The sequence below is a fragment of the Metabacillus sp. 22489 genome (assembly GCF_052044855.1).
Classification (GTDB): domain Bacteria; phylum Bacillota; class Bacilli; order Bacillales; family Bacillaceae; genus Metabacillus; species Metabacillus niabensis.
In genome coordinates this window covers 181780-201973 of sequence record NZ_JBQENT010000002.1, presented here as the reverse complement: position 1 = coordinate 201973, position 20194 = coordinate 181780, and the positions used below count along the sequence as shown (strand labels likewise).

General features: G+C 36.6%; 19 protein-coding genes. 15 read left to right on the top strand and 4 right to left on the bottom strand.

What is annotated here, in order from left to right:
- Positions 1-373 precede the first annotated feature (373 nt).
- A complete protein-coding gene (locus ACTJJ9_RS02235) occupies positions 374-2287 on the top strand; it encodes a beta-glucoside-specific PTS transporter subunit IIABC (protein WP_145581134.1) in 1914 nt (637 codons plus the stop codon).
- Between the two features lie 68 nt (positions 2288-2355).
- A complete protein-coding gene (locus tag ACTJJ9_RS02230; protein WP_145581110.1) occupies positions 2356-3789 on the top strand; it encodes a 6-phospho-beta-glucosidase in 1434 nt (477 codons plus the stop codon).
- A 69-nt stretch (positions 3790-3858) separates the two neighbouring features.
- On the opposite strand, the gene ACTJJ9_RS02225 is transcribed toward ACTJJ9_RS02230, so the two are convergent.
- Together ACTJJ9_RS02225 and ACTJJ9_RS02220 are read right to left on the bottom strand one after the other, a co-directional pair.
- Positions 3859-4875, bottom strand: a complete 1017-nt coding sequence (locus tag ACTJJ9_RS02225; protein ID WP_145581109.1) for a DUF3231 family protein — start codon at positions 4873-4875, stop codon at positions 3859-3861.
- A gap of 465 nt (positions 4876-5340) precedes the next feature.
- Positions 5341-5766 (bottom strand): VOC family protein, encoded by a 426-nt coding sequence (locus ACTJJ9_RS02220; protein WP_095300429.1) that lies wholly within the window; start codon positions 5764-5766, stop codon positions 5341-5343.
- Positions 5767-5988: 222 nt separating this feature from the next.
- Between ACTJJ9_RS02220 and ACTJJ9_RS02215 the strand changes: the two genes are divergently transcribed.
- From ACTJJ9_RS02215 to ACTJJ9_RS02200, 4 genes are all read left to right on the top strand, one after another.
- Entirely contained in the window at positions 5989-6603 is a 615-nt protein-coding gene (locus tag ACTJJ9_RS02215) for a class I SAM-dependent methyltransferase (RefSeq protein WP_145581108.1), read from the top strand.
- A gap of 157 nt (positions 6604-6760) precedes the next feature.
- Complete coding sequence (locus ACTJJ9_RS02210) at positions 6761-7105, top strand: hypothetical protein (RefSeq protein WP_249921985.1); 345 nt, start codon at positions 6761-6763, stop codon at positions 7103-7105.
- 93 nt (positions 7106-7198) lie between these two features.
- Entirely contained in the window at positions 7199-8185 is a 987-nt protein-coding gene (locus ACTJJ9_RS02205) for a ketoacyl-ACP synthase III (protein ID WP_145581107.1), read from the top strand.
- A 244-nt stretch (positions 8186-8429) separates the two neighbouring features.
- A complete protein-coding gene (locus ACTJJ9_RS02200; RefSeq protein ID WP_145581106.1) occupies positions 8430-9776 on the top strand; it encodes a sodium-dependent transporter in 1347 nt (448 codons plus the stop codon).
- 57 nt (positions 9777-9833) lie between these two features.
- Here the strand turns inward: ACTJJ9_RS02200 and ACTJJ9_RS02195 are convergent, their stop codons facing one another.
- Positions 9834-10382 carry a DUF420 domain-containing protein gene (locus tag ACTJJ9_RS02195; RefSeq protein WP_440768423.1) on the bottom strand — a complete coding sequence of 183 codons (549 nt, stop codon included), beginning with the start codon at positions 10380-10382 and terminating at the stop codon, positions 9834-9836.
- Between the two features lie 205 nt (positions 10383-10587).
- Here ACTJJ9_RS02195 and ACTJJ9_RS02190 point away from each other — a divergent pair, with 205 nt between their 5' ends.
- Positions 10588-11346 carry a hypothetical protein gene (locus tag ACTJJ9_RS02190; RefSeq protein ID WP_145581105.1) on the top strand — a complete coding sequence of 253 codons (759 nt, stop codon included), beginning with the start codon at positions 10588-10590 and terminating at the stop codon, positions 11344-11346.
- A gap of 193 nt (positions 11347-11539) precedes the next feature.
- On the opposite strand, the gene ACTJJ9_RS02185 is transcribed toward ACTJJ9_RS02190, so the two are convergent.
- Positions 11540-12805 carry a helix-turn-helix transcriptional regulator gene (locus ACTJJ9_RS02185; protein ID WP_186324135.1) on the bottom strand — a complete coding sequence of 422 codons (1266 nt, stop codon included), beginning with the start codon at positions 12803-12805 and terminating at the stop codon, positions 11540-11542.
- A 352-nt stretch (positions 12806-13157) separates the two neighbouring features.
- On the opposite strand from ACTJJ9_RS02185, the gene ACTJJ9_RS02180 reads away from it, so the two are divergent.
- The 8 genes from ACTJJ9_RS02180 to ACTJJ9_RS02145 all read left to right on the top strand — a co-directional run bounded on the left by ACTJJ9_RS02180 (position 13158) and on the right by ACTJJ9_RS02145 (position 20130).
- Complete coding sequence (locus ACTJJ9_RS02180) at positions 13158-14228, top strand: beta-ketoacyl synthase N-terminal-like domain-containing protein (protein ID WP_145581103.1); 1071 nt, start codon at positions 13158-13160, stop codon at positions 14226-14228.
- Positions 14229-14243: 15 nt separating this feature from the next.
- On the top strand, positions 14244-14987 hold the full coding sequence (locus tag ACTJJ9_RS02175) for a 3-oxoacyl-ACP reductase family protein (RefSeq protein WP_095300441.1): 744 nt from the start codon (positions 14244-14246) through the stop codon (positions 14985-14987).
- Positions 14988-15093: 106 nt separating this feature from the next.
- Positions 15094-15357, top strand: coding sequence for an acyl carrier protein (locus ACTJJ9_RS02170; protein ID WP_095300443.1), 264 nt, complete (start codon positions 15094-15096; stop codon positions 15355-15357).
- A gap of 138 nt (positions 15358-15495) precedes the next feature.
- Positions 15496-16692 (top strand): beta-ketoacyl-[acyl-carrier-protein] synthase family protein, encoded by a 1197-nt coding sequence (locus tag ACTJJ9_RS02165; protein WP_145581102.1) that lies wholly within the window; start codon positions 15496-15498, stop codon positions 16690-16692.
- A 13-nt stretch (positions 16693-16705) separates the two neighbouring features.
- Positions 16706-17149: an acyl-CoA thioesterase gene (locus ACTJJ9_RS02160; protein WP_174879625.1), complete on the top strand. Its 444-nt coding sequence runs from the start codon at positions 16706-16708 to the stop codon at positions 17147-17149.
- 89 nt (positions 17150-17238) lie between these two features.
- On the top strand, positions 17239-18384 hold the full coding sequence (locus tag ACTJJ9_RS02155) for an FtsX-like permease family protein (protein WP_145581100.1): 1146 nt from the start codon (positions 17239-17241) through the stop codon (positions 18382-18384).
- Positions 18377-19099: an ABC transporter ATP-binding protein gene (locus tag ACTJJ9_RS02150; RefSeq protein WP_095300451.1), complete on the top strand. Its 723-nt coding sequence runs from the start codon at positions 18377-18379 to the stop codon at positions 19097-19099. The genes ACTJJ9_RS02155 and ACTJJ9_RS02150 overlap by 8 nt, the downstream gene beginning before the upstream one ends.
- Before the next feature lie 17 nt (positions 19100-19116).
- Positions 19117-20130: a Gfo/Idh/MocA family protein gene (locus tag ACTJJ9_RS02145; RefSeq protein ID WP_145581099.1), complete on the top strand. Its 1014-nt coding sequence runs from the start codon at positions 19117-19119 to the stop codon at positions 20128-20130.
- Positions 20131-20194: the final 64 nt, after the last annotated feature.

Here is a 20194-nt window from a genome sequence, read left to right as displayed (position 1 = left end):
TATGTTTTTAGTGTATTAATTTATTATATATGAGCTATGTCTCCAACTTATCATACTAGTAAGTGCCTGTCTAAGGTGGAAAGGACTATATAAAAAAGTACTTAACTGAAAAAAGCTGAAGTTAGATGAATAAAAAAATCTGGTGAATTTTCCCTTCAAAAAAGTTTTATGAAAGCGTTGACAATGTGTTGATAAGGTGTTAAATTAATCTCAACAATTAAATATTCATAAAGGAATGTTACCTTTAGTGGGCATAACCTGAACTGATTTGGAAAGAATAGTAGCGCTGTCTAACGGACGCTGTGTGTCTATTTCTACCAGATCGGGTCAGGTTTTTTATTTGCCAAAAATAAAAAAGAAGGAAGGGTCAATGATGAAATATGAGCAATTAGCTAAAGATATTATTCAAAATGTTGGTGGAAATGAAAACGTTATCAGTGTTGTTCACTGTGTAACGAGATTACGCTTTAAGCTAAAGGATGAAGGAAAAGCAAATACTGATGTCCTTAAAAATATGGATGGTGTTGTAACCGTTATGAAAAGCGGTGGTCAGTACCAGGTGGTCATTGGCAACCATGTCCCAGATGTCTATAAGGATGTGTTAGCTGTAGGTGGATTTAAGGCAGAGGGGCAAGTTGAAGAGGAAGAAGCAAAGGGCGGCAACTTGTTTAATAGATTTGTAGATATCGTATCAAGTATCTTTACACCAATTCTCGGTGTGTTAGCTGCAACAGGGATGATTAAAGGGCTTAATGCATTGTTTTTATCATTAAAGTGGCTTACCGCAGATTCAGGAACATATCAAGTATTAAATGCAATCGGGGATTCATTATTTTACTTCTTCCCAATTTTCTTAGGATATACAGCAAGTAAGAAATTCGGTGGTAGTACATTTATTGGGATGGCAATTGGAGCAGCGCTGGTGTATCCGACGATGTCACAGCTGATGACAGGTGACCCGCTGTACACATTATTTACAGGAACGATGTTTGAATCACCAGTTTATATTACATTCTTAGGTATTCCAGTTATTTTAATGTCTTATTCATCTTCTGTTATTCCGATTATTATTGCCGCATATTTTGGGGCTAAAGTAGAAAAAGGCTTTAAGAAAATTATTCCTGATGTTGTAAAAACATTTTTAGTGCCATTTTTAACATTATTAGTAGTTGTTCCATTAACATTTATGGTAATTGGTCCAATTGCAACATGGGCTGGTCAACTACTAGGTCAAGCGACTTTATGGATTTACGGCTTAAGTCCAGTTATTGCAGGTTTATTTCTTGGTGGTTTTTGGCAAATTTTTGTTATCTTCGGTTTACACTGGGGGCTTGTACCAATCGCGATCAACAATGTTTCAGTAAATGGTGCAGATCCAGTCTTAGCTTTAGTATTTGCGGCTTCATTTGCGCAAATAGGGGCAGTACTAGCTATCATGCTTAGAACAAAGCAACAAAAGCTAAAATCATTAAGTATCCCAGCATTTATTTCAGGTATTTTTGGTGTTACTGAACCGGCAATTTACGGTATTACACTTCCACTTAAAAAGCCATTTATTATTAGCTGTATCGGTGGAGCAATAGGTGGAGCAATTATTGGTTTGTTTGGAACCCAAGGATTTATTATTGGTGGACTAGGTATTTTCGGTATTCCTTCTTATATTCACCCAACAGAAGGGTTAAATCTTGCATTCTGGGGCTCAGTTATCGCCATTATAGCTGGTTTTGCAGTAGCGTTCATCTTAACTTTGTTATTCGGTATGAGTAAAGATAAAACTCAAGAAACTAGTGAAACGAAAGCCCATGAAAAGAAGGAAGCAGTTATTGAAGTAAAAAATGAAATGATTTCTAGCCCATTAGCTGGTGAAGTCAAAGTATTAAGTGAAATAAGTGATGAAGCATTTGCATCAGGTGCATTAGGAAAAGGTGTTGCCATTGTTCCGACAGAAGGGAAATTATATGCCCCTGTTTCAGGTATGGTTGCTGCACTATTCCCAACAAAGCATGCGATTGGAATTACAACTGAAAATGGTGCAGAGATTTTAATCCACATTGGACTCGACACTGTTCAGCTAAATGGTAATCATTTTATTACACATACAACAGTAGGCTCTAGAATTGAAAAAGGACAGCTATTGATTGAGTTTGATATTAACGCGATTCAAAAGGCTGGCTATGAGGTAACAACGCCAGTTATTGTGACAAACCAAGATAAATTCGATGTAGTGACACTAGGTGGTAAACAGACAAAGGTTGGTGAGCAACTATTTGAGCTAGTGGCAAAATAAACTAGAACTAAATAGAAAGGAAGCGATTAACGTTATGCTTCCTTTCTTACATAACGGAGGTAATGAATATGTCAAAATCAACATTTCCTGAAAATTTCCTTTGGGGTGGTGCGATCGCAGCTAACCAGGCAGAAGGAGCTTATCTTGAGGGAGGAAAAGGCTTAACAACAGTTGACCTTTTGCCAACAGGTCCAAAACGTTTTGAGATTATGTTAGGTAATTTAGAATCATTTACACCGATTGAGGGGGAATTTTACCCATCACACGAAGCGATTGATTTTTACCATCGCTTTAAAGAGGATATTGCTCTTTTTGCTGATATGGGCTTTAAAGCATTGCGTGTATCAATTGCATGGGCACGGATTTTCCCAAATGGAAATGATGAGAAGCCAAATGAAGCAGGTCTGAAGTTTTATGATGATTTATTTGATGAATTATTAAAGCATGGTATTGAGCCGGTAGTAACGATTGCCCATTTTGATGTCCCAGTCCATTTAGTGAAGGAATATGGCAGCTGGAGAAACAGGGAGCTTGTCACATTTTTTGAAACATATGCAAAAACGATTTTTAAACGTTATAAAAACAAAGTAAAGTATTGGATGACATTTAATGAAATTAATATGCTTTTACATCTGCCTTTCGTAGGTGCTGGTCTTGTCTTTAAAGAAGGAGAAAATAAGAAGCAAATTCAATACCAGGCAGCACATCACCAATTAGTTGCGAGTGCGCTTGCTGTTAAAGCATGTCATGAGATGATTCCAGATGCAAAAATTGGCTGTATGCTTGCCGCAGGAATGACATACCCATATACTTGTCATCCAGATGATGTCTTTGATGCGATGGAACGTGACCGTGAGTCGTTCTTTTTCATCGATGTTCAATCACGTGGGGAATACCCAGGTTATGCGAAACGATTTTTTGAAGATCACGGCCTAACGATTGAGATGGAACAAGGAGATGAAGAGCTACTAAAGGCGAATACGGTTGACTATATTGGCTTTAGCTATTACGCTAGCCGTGCAACAAGCACTGATCCTGAGGTCTTAAGCAAACAAACAGCTGGAAATGTCTTCGCATCTGTTGAAAATCCTTATTTAGAGAAATCAGAGTGGGGATGGACAATCGATCCGAAAGGCTTTAGAATTACGGCAAATCAATTGTATGATCGTTACCAAAAACCGCTATTTGTTGTTGAAAATGGACTAGGTGCTGTCGATGAATTGTCAGCTACAGGCGAAGTGAATGACGAATATCGTATTGATTATTTGAAAAAGCATATTGCCGAGATGGGTGAGGCGATAAAGGATGGGGTCGAAATCATTGGTTATACAAGCTGGGGACCAATTGATATCGTAAGTGCATCATCCGGAGAAATGAAAAAACGATATGGCTATATTTACGTTGATAAAGATAATAATGGAAATGGCACGTTAAAACGATATAAAAAGAAAAGCTATGATTGGTACAAAAAGGTCATTGAATCAAATGGTGCAGAGCTATAATAGATTTAGGGATTTAAAAAGGCAGTTAGAATTCGTTCTACTGCCTTTTGTATATATTCAGTTGCATTACTATGAGTCTTGTGCAACAGCTTTTCTGTCAATTGCTTCAGGCTGTTTTTCTAACCATCCATGTTTAACCATAATCTTGTAGCAAAAGGTTCCAGCCTCCATTGCATGGGTAAATACTTTGCTGTAATTTAAAATAATGTCTGATCTTAAGCTGGACCCGATCGCAGCACCATAATAGGAAAGTGCTGCATTGACTAAAAATGCTGCGTGAAACATAATCAATTTATCTGAAAATGGACTTATAGTAGAATCAGTAATTTCCGCATCCCAGCTTTCAGGTGTTGGCAAATGTTCCTGTTTTAAAAGGTTGTTGAAGCTATCAGCATCTTTCCCAGCTAATTTCACATTTTTTAACATAAAATTACGAACATCTTCGTTCTCAGCAACTTGACTAAATCCTAAGCTTAACGACCTAATAAACCCAGTTTTCTTTGCATTAAAGAAAAGGTTACTAATTTCTGAGCTATTAAGTGCTCTTTTATCACCTATTAAATTAGAAATAATTCCTGTCGAATTTACAAGCTCATTCCTATGTGGAGATGGAATAGTTGGAACACTTGAAAACATTGGCTGTGTTTTAGCCAATTCCACTATTTTTTGAAACAATTCTTTAGATGTTACCGTACATTCAAGAAAATAGTCTTGAATATCCTGTCGCTCTGATGTTGTAATCGCTAAGCTATAAGCAGTTATCCCGTGTATTGTCATAATGTAAGAATAAAAGAGTAAAAACTGGTCAGAAAATAGTCGTGGGGCATTAAGATTTACGTCATCATCTGTAAATCCTATTGGGACCTGGAAATGATCATCTTTTAAAATATTGGCGATTTTAGATATATGACCTTCAGCTAGCTTCAATGCTGATTCTAAAATAGGTTTTATATCAGTATTTTCAACAATTTTAAGAAAATACTTGTAAATACAAATCGCCATGCTATCACCCATATATTGAAGCCAAAGGGCAGATACCTCTGAAGCAGTTAACGGGTTTTTCTTTGCTTTATTAAAGATTCCCAAAGGAAATACCTCCAATTGTCGTCAAAATTTACATATTGTCTATGAAGTTTCAAAACGAATCGGAGGCATATTTCATGTAAATTGCGCTCAAGTTCTTTTTGAATGTAATTACGAAAAAATCCTTTTTGTATTCATTTCGTAAGCCTTAATGTAAAGAATCAAACGTTTAATTAGTCTAAAAAAGCCTTTGATACCAATGTAGGGATAAAAAGAATGTCATTTGAATAAGTACAAACTGGTCCAAGAGGAAAATAACTAATTTGTAATGACAACTGCCTCCGATTTATATTAGTTTTCCAAATCGATAAAAAGATATGTGAGTAAGATTATCAAATTTTAGGATTGTAGGGTTTCAATATATCGGCTAAAGGCAAGTGAGGCTTTTGATGAAGAAAAAGGATAGATATACATGTGATTTCTATCCTTCTATTTATGTTATTACATATGTATGAACTTGCTTTTTCCTTATTGTTGACGGCCATCATCATGACTAAGCTGCCAGCCGATGCCAAATTTATCTGTTAATTTTCCGTAGCATTTACTCCAGAACGTTTCTTGGAGCTCCATTTCTACTTTGCCGCCTTCTTTTAATTTTTCATATGCATTCTTGATTTCATCGATATCCTTACTTACAACAGCAAGTGTGATATTGTTTCCTGTTTCAAAAGGTGAGCCAGGGAATGTATCAGAAAACATAATTGTACTACCACTGACTGTTAGTCTCGCATGCATGACGCGATCCTTTGCTTCATCTGGCAGTGGGAAATCAGGATTTTGTGGTGATTCACCAAAGGTCATGATTTGTGATGCCTCTGTATTAAAGGCCTTTGCATAAAATTCAATTGCTTCTCGACAATTTCCATTAAAAACAAGATACACTTCTACAGCCATTTCTATCACTCCTTTATCCTATTTTAACCAATATACCACAGTGAATAGAATAAAAGAAAAGGTTTAAAAAATTTTTTTAGCTATTCGTGGTTGAACGATAAATTGGTTTATTTCATCAAATTGATATATCTTATCTATTATATAGAGCAAAAATCCCTTTTCACTAAAGACAGAAAAAACTATTTTATAAAAACATCATTATTACGAAGTAGGAGCAAAGCAATGAAAGATAATCTTTACGATAAATTACTCAATATAAAAACGACAAAGAGTCAACAAGGTTTTCATAAATCGTTTCATTACCATCGATATGAGGCAACACCCTATGAAGCGTTAGAAACGTTAATTAGTCATTATCCCTTTCATAAACATGATAAGATTGTTGATTTTGGCTGTGGAAAGGGGAGGTTAAATTTCTACCTTCACGATCAGTGTCAAGCAGCGGTTACTGGTATTGAAATGTATGAGGAGTATTATCAGGAGGCATTGGTTAATCGTGACAGGTACTTAAAGAAGCATGCAAACCAAAAGGATAAAATCCAGTTTTACTGCTGTTTAGCAGAAGAGTATATCATGGCTCCTGAAGATAATCGTTTCTATTTTTTTAACCCGTTTTCCTTACAAATTTTTATAAAAGTTATTCAAAATATTCTAAAGTCAGTTGAAATGTATAAAAGAGAGGTTGAGTTAATTTTGTACTATCCATCTGAAGAATATGTTTACTATCTCGAAAATCAAACTGTATTTGAATTAAAACAAGAGATCAGATTAAAGGAGTTATATCCACAAAACGAAAATGAAAGGTTCCTCATTTATCAATTAGTGCAAAAGTCTTGAAATTTCCTATTGCTTTTATGGAAAAATATTAAATAATTTCATTTTTTACTGCGAAACTCTAGACATTTAGTATTAAAGTTTATATAGTTATAAGTGCCTAAGTTAAAAAATAACTAGTTTAATAGTCATAAAAATTACAACAGGAGAGGTATTTATCGTGTCAGAAAAATATAGCATTGTTATTAACGCAGCAAAAAAAGTAATTAACATGAAGGTTGTTGGAACCTTTACACCTGAGGATGTCCAAAATTTCGTGAAAGATTATCAAGCAAAAGTAAATTCCATTGATGCATCTGCTTACACTTTAGATGTAGACTGTACAACAATGGACATTTTAAAGCCTGAGATGGTTCCTGCATTAGAAAATTCATTTAAAATGTATAAGGAATCAGGATTTGGTAAGGTTCTTTTTACGATAAACAAAAGTGCAATCTTAAAAATGCAGTTAAACCGTATTGCAAGAAATTCTGGATTAACGAATGCCGAGGTTGTTGAACTCTAATATAAAGATGAGAAAACAAGGCTGATAAGAGGATCTAGCCTTGTTTTTGCATATAAAAATCCCTATAAAAAAAGCAGAGGAGAATTCAATAAAATGAAGCATATAAAAATAAAAGATATAGCAATCTATCATCCCGAATATATTGTTGATAATGAATTTTTCCATCAGTTTTATCAGGAAAAGGGGAAAGATGTTCGTCATTTTTTAGAAACTATGGGAAGAAAAGAACGATATGTCATAAAGGATGAAGCGGAAAATGGATTAACAATGGGAATTGCCGCAAGTAAAAGAGTCCTTGAACGGGCGAATATGTCAGGAAAAGATATTGATCTTATCGTCTTTTCAACTCAAGTTCCTGAAACAACCTTCCCAACAAATGCGATGTTCCTCCATGATGCGATTGGAGCAGACAATCAAACAATTGTGATGGATTCAAATGCTAATTGTGCAGGAATGACTGTTGCAGTTGAACAGGCTTCATATTATATGAAGGCAAATCCTAATGTACATACAGCACTTATTGTTGGTTCAGATTATAATTCGTTAATTAGCAATGAAGAAGAAGAAATTACGTATGCAAACTATGGTGATGCTGCAGCTGCTGTTATTTTGGAAAAAACAGATGAGGATACTGGATTTATCGATGCAATTTATTTCACGGACTCTGTTAATCGCGATAAAATTCTGTTTCCGCCGGAAGGGTTATCTAAAGCTGTCAGGGGAGATTCTGAAAATATGTTAATTAAGTGGCTTCCATTTGATGGTAGCATTGCCCTTCCTCCAACGTATGAAATGATTGAAACTCTGCTTACTCGAAATCAACTAACGGCAAAAGATATAAAGGCCTATTGTTTTTCACAATTTGCATTAGGGAATATTTTGAAAATTCAAGAGCATTTTCAGCTCGAGGATAAACAAATTATTTATGTTGGAGATAAATTTGGCTATACAGGTACTAGTAGTCCATTTATCGCTTTGCATGAGGGGATTGCATCAGGCCGAATTCAACGGGGCGATCATGTTCTCTTTTGGACAATTGGAGCTGGCTACCAATTAGTTGCGATGCTGTTAAAATACTAGGCACTTTTACTATGACTAACTTTAATATATTTAAACAAACGATAGTTTTTCAATTCTACTATTGTAATTCTAGCTAAAGAGCCAATGGATGGCTCTTTTTTTATTTGCTTTTTTAGGGTGGTTCATTGTCAAAATCCACCTAAATTTGACAATTCACTATTGTAGTTCGCTTTGCTTTGAACTATAGTAATAATGGATTAAAAAAGTTATATAGAAAAAATAGAATCGGATAGAGAGGTTAGCTATGGCGGATAAACGAGAGCAATGGTCATCTAAAATCGGATTTATTTTATCGTCTGCTGGAGCTGCTATTGGACTTGGCGCGATTTGGAAGTTTCCATATGTTGCAGGGATGAATGGTGGAGCAGCTTTCTTTTTGCTATTTATATTGTTTACGGTTTTAATTGGCCTTCCAATGCTCATTTCAGAATTTATTATTGGTAGAGGAGCAAAGCGTGAGGCAGTAACGGCTTATCGAACGCTAGCTCCAAAAAGTGGTTGGAATAAATTAGGGATGCTTGGAGTAGTTGGTTGCTTCTTATTACTGACATTCTATTGTGTTGTCGGTGGTTGGGTACTAATCTATACCATTTTATCAGTTATTGGGAAGGTAATTGATACTGGGGTGAATTATGGACAATTATTTGGGCATGTTACGAGCTCCCCGAGTATTACTCTTCTCGGCTTAGCTTTATATTTATTGATCAATATTATCGTTTTAACCTTTGGGATAAAAAATGGGATCGAAAAAGCAAGCACTTATATGATGCCTCTATTATTTATTTTCTTTATTGTATTAGTCATTCGCTCATTAACATTAGATGGAGCAATGGAAGGAGTCCGTTTCTTTTTAAAGCCGGATTTCTCAAGTATAACGAGCGATGGAATTTTATATGCACTTGGACAATCGTTCTTTGCGCTTGCAGTTGGCTTTTCTTGTATGGTAACGTACAGCTCGTATTTAGGGAAAGATGTGAGCATTCCGTCTTCGGCATCATCAGTTGTTGTGATGAATATTTTCGTTTCACTGCTTGCGGGTTTGGCGATTTTTCCAGCCGTTTTCGCATTAGGCTTAGAACCGACTGAAGGACCTGGTTTATTATTTGTCGTCCTGCCAACTGTTTTTTCACAAATTCCATTTGGGGAGCTTTTCTTAAGCTTATTTTTGCTGTTATTTTTATTTGCAACATTAACGTCGTCGTTTAGTTTATTAGAAATCATCGTCTCAGCCTTTACAGATGGAAGGAACCGATCAAGAAAATCAGTATCATGGATATCAGGTATTGCTGTTTTTGTAGCAGGGATACCAGCCGCATTGTCAATGGGTGGACCTTTAAGTGATATCGTGATTTTCGGGAAAAATATCTTTGATGCAACAGACTTTCTTGTGAGCAATATTTTATTGCCATTAGGTAATTTCTTTATTGCTATCTTTATTATTTATAAAATGGATAGATCCCTGGTAGAACAGCAATTTCGCTTAGCTAATACATATTCACCAGCCCTATATTCAATATGGACGTTCTTAATGAAATGGATCGTTCCTATCGTTATCATCATCGTCTATCTACATACATTAGGATTATTTTAATAGAGTAAGGGCCAGTCCCCAGATAGTTTTGGGGGACTGGCCCTATTTTCATTATTTTTAATAATATGGTGAAATCATGAAGTATACTAATACGCCGGTAAAGCTTACATAAAGCCAAAGTGGCATTGTCCAGCGGGCAATTTTTCGGTGTTTTTCAACCTGCATATTTAATCCGCGTCCAAGTGTAATAAGGACAAGCGGTACTATTACTGCTGCAAGAACGATATGTGTAAGAAGGACGAAATAGTAGATTGATTTTAATATTCCTTCACCACCATAGCTAGTCGACTCAGCCATTGCATGATACGTTAAATAGGAAATGCAAAATAAGAACGTCGTTGTAAAGGCTGCTACAATAAAGCGTCTATGTACGGGGATGTTTTTCTTTTTAATTGCAACTAGTGCTGCAACTAGAAAGAGAAAGGTAAATGTGTTAAAAATGGCATTTAGCAATGGTAAAACCGTTAAATCAATGCCAAAGATTGTTCCATCATTACTTTTTGGCAAGAAATAGGTTCCAAAAATGACTCCGACGATGATAACGGATAATACCCAAATTAATGGGGTGTAATTTCGTTGTTTTTGGTCAGTTTGATTATATGTCATCTTTCTTATACGCTCCTTATATTTTCTTCCTTTCTTCATCATAAAAAAATGCTAAGCAAAGAGCAAATATAAAAGGCCCCCTTTTATTAGGTAAAAAGGAATTGTCAAACTCTAGACAAATATACTTGGAGAATTTTAGTAGTTTTACATACTTTTTAGATTATTGAACAACATAATGAGGATTTAAAAATGAAAGGTTGGTTAGATGAGTAAAATTTTCATTTCCTTATTTTGTTGGAGCATCATTCTATTCTCAAGCGGATTTCCTCAAACAGTTGGGGCAGAGGAGCCGATAACAATAAGTGCTCGAAATAACGCGCTAACAGCGGCTGTAAACTATTTAAGTGCCAAAAAAAATTGTCAAATAGATAAGATGGAGCAATTTTCCTTGCAGCTATTGAAGCTTGACGAAGATGAACGTACATGTCAAAAACATCAACTCCAGAATGCAGAGGTCACAGATTATATAATGGCTTCAAGTGACTTAGCTTTAGTATCGGCAAAATTAGATTATCCAGACAAAATTGTCGTTCAAACATCACCAGTTGTCAAAGTGAGTGGAAAATGGAAATTCGTCACTGACATTAACAATCATCATTCATTTGTAACAACAGAAAAAATAAAGCCGGAAATTGTAAATGGGATTAACACCTATTTAAATAGTATTAAAACAGCTAATCAAAAAGGAATGGAGATGTACGGCAAGAAGCTTGGTGGCGTTGAGGAAGAACAGGATGGTATGCTCGCTGCAACGAAATCGGCATCCTTCGAGTTTAATGTTGCCGGAGTGAAGATGATAGCAGAAACGGTTGCGATTACTTCGATTAAGACGAAGATAAATGGGAAGCTGAATGAGCAAGTATATGTAGTTTATCTAGAAGACAATAAGTGGAAGGTAATATCAGACAGGTTTTTACTCACAGCCTCAATTCCTAAAAATGAAAATCCAGTTAAGGTTGATTAAGATAAGAAAACACCTCCTGCATTATTGCTAAAGGTGTTTTCTTATCTGTTATAACGAATCACTTGTCAATCTGGAAATATTTCATGAAAGAAAACTTGGATTTTTAGAGAATGAATTAAACTTGAAATAAGACGAAATAAACGTGCAAATAAGAATTCATCATTTATTAATAACATAATTGGATAAGTGCTCCTTACTGGATTTTTTGCTGGGCTAAAAATGCAGTTTTGTAATACTTACTTGCTTCTTTATAAAGAATGTTTTCCTCATAATGACGTGCGAGTATTTCCGCATATTCAACAACATAATTCCATTGTTGCTTTTCACGAAAGTATGGAATGACCTCATGTTTAATGAAGTTTCTCTCGCTTGATAAATCATCTCTTTCAGTTAAGTAAAGCATTTTATAATGATATTCATAGTCCTGTAATGGATATTTTTTTAATAATTCCATTCCTTTATTTATCATGTTTTGCATATTTTCTTGCTGATTTAATCGTTTGTATTCTTTGGCGAGGCAGTAATAGGTTGAGACTAAGCTCTCTGCTTTATCCGTCGGTGTATAGTGTAGGCTTTCTAAATAATATCGAATTGCATCTGTAGCTCTTCCTTGAAGGCTATAAAGGTATCCTATATTGTGATGAATGTTTCCAAGATAGTGATGTAAGTGGGAAAGCTTAGCAATCTTAAGTGCTCGCTCGTAATAGTCTAAGGAGTTTTTAAAATTTTTGATTCTTCCTTCATTAATTCCTAACACAATATAAAGCTTAATTTGTTTCTTATAATCAAGCAGCTTATCAACGATTTCAAGACTTTTAAAGGCAAAGTCCCTCGTGCGATGTGTATGGCAAAGCTTTCCGTGACAGAGGGATAAATGATAATAAACGTCGGCTAATTCAAATTGGAACAAGTCTTTGTTTTTGGGAATTAGCTGGAGTTTTTGCAATGACAAAGTAAGGTGTTGCTCGGATTCAGTTAGCTTGTTCATGTAATAATAAGCACAACCAACAAAATAGTGATAATAAAATAAAAGCTCAGTTGATAAAAAAGCTTGAAACCTGTCCAATTCCTTCATATGTTGAAGAATTGTTTCATATTGATTGGTTATGAGAAAATACTTGATTTGAAATAATTCATATTTCGATGACAAATAGGGGTTTTGGATATGATGGAATTGTTTAGCAATCTCATCATAAGTTGACTTAACAGTTGAGCAATCCCTTTTCATTTTGTCATACCAATCATCAAGTTTCTTCTCAAGCAGCTTTATGTCTTCTTCTACAACCACAGTTGGAGATATCCCCATTCTCTCACATAATAATCTTAAAATTTCATCACTTGGTTCCATATTATTATTTTCTACTTTACTTAAATAAGATGGAGAACAAATACCTCTGCATAATTCTTCTTGGGTGAGTTCAGATTTCATTCGATAGTATTTAATACGACTACCAGTCACCATGACTCCTCCTTTTTCGACTTGAGAAAGTTTGAAAAAAGACCCCATTTATCCAGTAGCCAATTGCGATCACTTTATCAATAGGTAAATGTAAAATCCTGTGGTAATTTAAACATAGATGAGAGAAAACCAAGATTCTTATCAAATGATGAAGTATGAACATCGCTCTCTATCTTTTACTCATACTATTTTATTATCTTTTTTTCTAGGGTTTTTCTGTATAAGGAATTAATCCTGTTTTTCCATGATTTTCTTTATTTTTTCTAGTTCTTTTGTCTCGTTAATGCTGTAAACAAAAAGAAGGAATAAAGAAAAGCAGCTACACAAATTGTCGTTATAGGAGGGATTCCGCTTGGTAAGGGTTGTAATCACTGGTTTAGGAGCAGTTACCCATCTCGGATTCGGACATGAGAGCTTGGCTCAAGGGTTAATGAGCGTTGAAAATCGCAATGCTATGAGATGGATTTCTTCAGAACAACAGGTTGAGCTAACAGGCTATCGGATTGATGATTCGAAGCTTGCAGAGCATCTGGTGCCATTTAAAACACGTAATATGGACCGGTTTGCCAAAATAAATATAGCTGCAGTGCAACTAGCTTTAGAGGATGCGAGTCTCAATGTAGATGAGTTAGAGGAAACAGGCTATATCATGAATACAACATATGGGCCATGGGAATCGACAAATAGATATACGAAGGAGCTTGTCGAAAGTGGGCCTGCCTTTGCAAGTCCGAGATTGTTTCCAAATACAGTCGTTAATTCCGCACAGGGACATGTGTCTATAACATTCAAAATGAAGGGGCCAACCTCAACTATAGCTGGTTTGTCGGCGATTCCTTATGCGGTTAGCCTGCTTACTAAAGGTGAAGCAGAAAGAGTAATCGTCGCAGGAGCAGATGAGTTGAATGAAAACATAATGGAGGCATACAAGGAATTAGGTAGTCCGGTTATTTTTGGTGAAGGTGTTGGTGTTCTTATCTTGGAAACGTTCGAGCATGCAACAAGAAGGGGAGCACAAATATATGCTGAGATTGGAGATTATGCGATAGGCTCTGAACCTACAATGAATCTTTGGTTTGAAGGGGCTGATGCAACAAGCCTTATTTATGAAGAGCTAGTAAGTGAAATTTCCCTAAACCGTGAAAAAGAGAATCTTCTCGTATTGTCATCTACAAATGGATCGCAAATCGTTGACAGGCTTGAAGAGAATGTCATGCAGTCATTGAAACATACATATCCGAAATTAGAGGTTTTTTATCCAAAGCATATTTTAGGTGAAACATTTGGAGCGTCTAGTGTATTAAGCGTTATTAGCGCCATTCACCTGCTTAACAATCATACCGAAATAAATGAAGCATTATTGCTCAACAATGAGATAGGTGGAAATCATATCGCTCTCATTATTAAAAAGTGGAATGATTAAAGGAGACTTTAGGACATGAAGAACGAGAAAAAGGTCGCGATTGTAACCGGAGCATCAAGGGGAATAGGGCAAGCAATTGCTATCGCTCTAGCGAATAAAGGATTTAGCGTAGTCATTAATTATCACAACAGCCATGCAGGTGCTGAAGAAACATTAACAAAAATAAAACAAAATGGCGGAGAAGCGATTTTACATCAAGGCTCTGTAGCTAATGCAGAGGATATGAAGCAAATGGTTGAAAATGCTGTTGAGCATTTCGGGACAGTTGATGTATTAGTCAATAATGCGGGCATTTTAATTCCAAAATATTTGATGATGACAAAGCCTGATGAATGGAATCAAACGATTGAAACGAATTTAACAGGTGCATATTTAGGGATAAAGGCTGTACTAAGACCGATGATTGAAAAGAAACGCGGCAGAATCATCAATATTAGCTCGGTTGCTAGTATAAGTGGGATTGCAGGACAAGCTGCATATGCTGCTAGTAAGTCAGGGTTAAATGGAATTACGAAGGTATTAGCGAAGGAGCTTGCACCTTACAATATTTTAGTGAATTCGATTGCTCCAGGATTTATTGAAACAGATATGACGGGAGATTTTCCTGAAAGAATGCTTGAGGAATATCGTGATTCAATTCCATTAAAACGATTTGGGCGTCCTGAAGAGATTGCGAGCTTTGTTACCTTTCTTTCCTCAGATGAAGCCGAATATGTAACAGGACAAATTTTTGCGATAGATGGCGGCTTATCTGTGTAAATGTTAATCAAGGCAACCGTTTCTACTTTCTATCTGAATAAATGAAACGGATTCCTATATTATATTTTTTCAATATTTAGACTATTTATTTTAGGAGGAGTTTCATATGACAGCTGAAAAAACATTAGAGTACAGAGTAAAGGAATGCATTATTAATCGTTTAGATTTAGAGGTTACACCAGAAGAAATCGTTGATAGTGAACCATTATTTGGTGATGGATTAGGTCTTGATTCATTGGATTCTTTAGAGCTAGTTATTGCGATTGGAAAAGAATTCGATGTAACGATTGGTGATGATGAGTATGAAGTGTTGAATACAATTGAAACAATTTGTGAATTTATTCGTGAGAAAAACAGTCAATTAATTTAAAGCTACCTAAATAAGCTTTTGCTAAAAAAGGCTTGCTGCTATGTTTCGATTACATAGTTAAGTCAGCCTTTTTTGTATGAAGGAAAACAAAAGGGAAATCTTTAGAAAAAAGATTAGGAGAAATAACTGGAGGTGTAAATGGTGAAACGAATTGCAATTACGGGAATTGGTGTGCTTTCTTCAATTGGAAATGGAAAAGATGAGTTTTTACAAGGGTTAATGGAGTGTAAGCTTGGGGCGCGTGATGTTTCATCATTTGATGTTACAGATTACCCTGTAAAAAAAGGTGCGGAAATTCTTCCGGTTGATTTACATGAAGATGAGACCTATCAAGATGAGGTTGTTCAGAAAGGAATTATCGCTGCAGTAGAAGCGGTTAGCGAATCAGGGATACGCAATGTTTATAAGCCAAGAGAAATAGGCGTATCAATTGCGACATCCTTAGGAGGAGTGGGCTCAAGGGAAAAGTATTATCTTTGGCAAAAAGAGCGGGGAATCGTTGATTATCAGCTTCTTCTTAATGTACCGACAGCTTGCTTAGCGGGCTCATTAAGCCGGCATTTTAACTTTAGAGGGCCAAATTCGACGGTTGTTACAGCGTGTGCGGCTGGGGGAAATGCATTAGGAATCGGTGCTGACTTTATTCGGGAAGGAAGAGCAAAGGCGATGCTAGTTGGTGGAGTCGACCCGTTTTCTACAATATCGTTTAGCGGCTTTTCTGTCCTTCGCTCACTTTCACCACAAGTGACAAAACCATTTAATGAGCATCGTGATGGACTGACATTAGGTGAAGCTTCCGCCTTTCTTATCTTTGAAGAAATGGACGCTGCGATAGAAAGAGGAGCAACAATTTATGCGGAGTTTTTAGGATATGGAATTAGCAATGATGCGTATCACATTACATCTCCCGACCCGAATGGTGGAGGGGCGATCCGTTCGATGAACGCTGCATTAAGAGAGGCGAATGTAAGGATAGAAGATGTTTCGTATATTAATGCTCATGGAACTGGAACACCTTATAACGACAAAATGGAAATTAAGGCGATTAAAGAGTTAATTGGTGAAAAAACGGAAACGATTCCGATTAGTTCATCTAAATCACAATTTGGTCACACGTTAGGAACTGCTGGTGCGATCGAGGCGATTGTTTGCACATTGGCGATTAAGCACCAGTTTATTCCGGCAACGATTAATTTTGAAACAAGCATTGATAACAGCTTTGATTTTGTTCCGAACGATATTCGTAAGGGGGAAATTCAGTATGCTTTATCAAATTCGTTCGCATTCGGTGGAAATACGGCATCGATTCTTATTGGAAAGGTAAATGGTGTGTAAAGGATTGGTGTATATGAATTTAGGAGACGGTTTTTCAACGACGGTTACTGTGCAATTTCATGAAGTGGATTCAATGAAAATTGTTCATCATAGTTATTATATTTATTGGATGGAAATCGCGAGGTTTCAATTTGCAAAAGAAATGCTCGGCTTTACCTTTCAAGATTTTGAATCGATGGGAATCTTTTTACCGGTCACGAAGCTTGACTGTAAATATATCCGTTCAGCGTTGTTAGGTCAGAGCATCGTCATTTATTTAAAGCTAGTAGAGCGCGAGGAAGCAATCGCAACATTTATTTATGAAATGAGAGATCAAAAGACGGGTAAAAAGCTATTTGAAGGATGTACAGAGCATGCATTCGTAAATGAATCAGGTAGGCTGCTGCTTCGTTATCCAAATGAGTGGGTACAAGCATTAGAGAAAATTCATAAAAAGCATGCCTCTTACATTGTGTAAAGTGTCAAAAGTGATTGCTGTGCAGTGCTTTTTTGAGCTAGTGGCTACTAAATAAGGTGCTAATGCTTTTCTAAAAACTGGAGGTTTGTATGTTTAATTATGTCATTCAAAATATTCGTAAAAGGAAAGTTCGCACGATTTTAACGATATTGGGGATTTGTGTTTGTATCCAAATGTTTACAGTGATCAATTCAATCATTAATTATACGATTGCTGATTTAGAGGGGGAAATGGCCAAGTATGCTGGCCAAATGTATGTGAAAAACATTAATGCTTCCGCTAGCAGTGGTGTTGAATTCCCGCCAATGAGCAGTACGATTTCAAGCCAAACCGGTGATGACATCTTAAAGGATTTGCAGTCAGATGTAAACCAAGAGCTAAGCACCCCAATTATTTTTAGAGAGATTGCTGGGCCAACAGCACCGAATATGCCATCACAGGCGCTAGCAGTTGGGGTTGAGGCAGGTAAGGAAATGGCATACACGGGTGAAGAGGTTAAGGTAAAGGAAGGTGCTTTAGAACTGAAGGAAGGCGAGCAGCAAGTTGTTCTTGGAGCAACAGCAGCGCAGTTTTATAAGGTTGACAAAGTGGGGGATAAAATTGAAATTTCTGGTCAATCTTTTGAAGTTACAGGTCTTCTAGAGGAGGGGAACCGCGTAACAGATCCAATGGTGCTTGCTCCTATTGACGAGCTGCAACATGTTTTTTCATTGGAAAACACGTATTCTACTTTGCTATTAACAATGAATAAAATCGATGATATTGATAGAGTTTCAGAGCAAATTGAATCAGGTTATCAAGGGGTCGAAGTCATGACTCAAGGGAATATTTCTGAAAATATTAATCAATCGCTTCAAGGAACAAAGATGTTTATGAGTACGATTTTAATAACTGTCATTGTTGTTGCGATCATTGTTATTTTAATTGTTATGACGCTTGCCATTATGGAACGCACGAAGGAAATCGGGGTTATGCGGGCGCTAGGGGCTCAAAAGGCAGATATTACGAAGTTTATTATCTTTGAGGCTCTCTGTATGAGCCTGCTAGGCGGTGTACTCGGTGTATTAGGTGGATATGGTATTCTCCGTTTTATTTTTTCCGCACCGGAATTTATGACGGCTGAAATTGGGATAACATCGTTGGCGATGGCGGTTCTTGTCGGCGTACTATCAAGTTTATATCCAAGCTTAAAGGCAGTAAATATCCAACCACAGGAGGCGCTGCGTTATGAATAACTACTTACTTGAGGCAAACGAATTATCGAAAACGTACAAGATGGGAAAAGTGGATGTACCCGCTTTGAAAAATGTTAGTTTTACGATTGAAAAGGGGTCATTTACAGCAATAATTGGCACATCAGGCTCAGGGAAAAGTACGCTGTTAAATTTGCTCGGAATGATCGACAATCCAACAAGTGGCTCACTATCGTTTAATGGTACACAAATTAGCCAATTGACAAATAAACAACAGACGAAAATGAGAGCAGAGCAAATTGGCTTTATTTTTCAAAGCTTTCATTTAGTCCCTGTAATGAATGTGCTAGACAATGTGGCCCTTCAGTTGTATTTTTCGCGCTCGGATAAGAAGCGAAGAAAAGAGGCTGCTATTCATGCTTTACAAAGTGTAGGGCTAGGATCTCATCTACATCATTACCCTGCGGATTTATCGGGTGGTCAAAGGCAACGGGTATCGATTGCCCGTGCAATTGCCAAAAATCCAGAGGTCATTCTTGCTGATGAACCGACAGGAAGTCTTGATAGTAAATCAGGTGCTGAAGTAATTGACATATTTAAACAATTACATAAGCAGGGAAAAACGATCATTATTGTCACACATGATCTAGAAATTGCCTCAATCGCAAATCAGCAGCTCATTTTACGAGACGGTGAGCTCAAGGAGACGAGAACAAGCAAAATCCAGGAGCTTAGACAATATTACTATAGCAGCTAACGGGAGGAGGAAGTGATATGAAAACTGTACAAGTTGGGATCATTGGCTGTGGTGCAATTGCAAAAATCCGTCATCTTCCTGAATGTAAGGAACATGAGAATGTAACGATTTATGGTGTTTGTGATGTAAATGAAGAGCGGGTGCAACGATTTGCTAGAGCATATAAAACAAAAGCATTTACTGATTATCATGAAATGTTAGCAAGTCCTGAGTTAGATGCTGTCATTATTTGTTTACCACACCATCTGCATGCAAAGGTAGCTATTGATGCTGCAAATGCCGGAAAGCATATTTTAGTTGAAAAGCCGATTGCTACAAACGTAGAAGATGCCCGAGAAATGGTCAAGACTGCAGAGGAAAATCGTGTAAATTTAATGGTTGCTCATAATCAGCGATTTGTTCCCTCACATGTTAAAGCAAAGGAATGGTTAGACAGAGGTGAGTTAGGAAAGGTCTACTCCTTTCAATCAACCTTTGGTCATAACGGCCCGGAAAATTGGAGTATCGATGGGGAGAAATCCTTTTATATGCTTTCAAAGGAGGAGGGCTTTGGTGTTTTAGGTGACCTGGCTATTCATAAAGTCGATTTACTTCATTTCCTTCTCGGTGTTGAAGTGAGTGAGGCACATGTAATAACAGGATCAATTGCTAAGGATAATAGTCTGTTTGAGGATAACGCACTTCTCTCCATGAAAATGGATAATGGAGTAATTGGTTCAGTAACCGCAAGCTGGAGCTATGTTCACCCCGATTTTTCGACAGTGATTCATTGTGAAAAGGGGACGATTCATATTGAAAATGACCCAACATATCCACTTATCATCAAATTTTCCGATGGAACAGCACTCAACTATGATATTCCATCATTGCTTTCCTATGAAAAACAGCTTCCAGGAAGAAGCCAGGTCGTTTCCTCTTTTATAGATAGCATTGTTCAGCATAAAGCTCCACCTGTAACAGGAAACGATGGTTTACGGGCATTAAAGGTTGTTTTAGAGGCTATGAAGAAAAGTGAAAGCATTCTGACATGAAAAAATCGGGCATTTCTTTAATTAAGAAAAGAGAAAAGAAAGAGCTTATTATTTAACAAAAAGT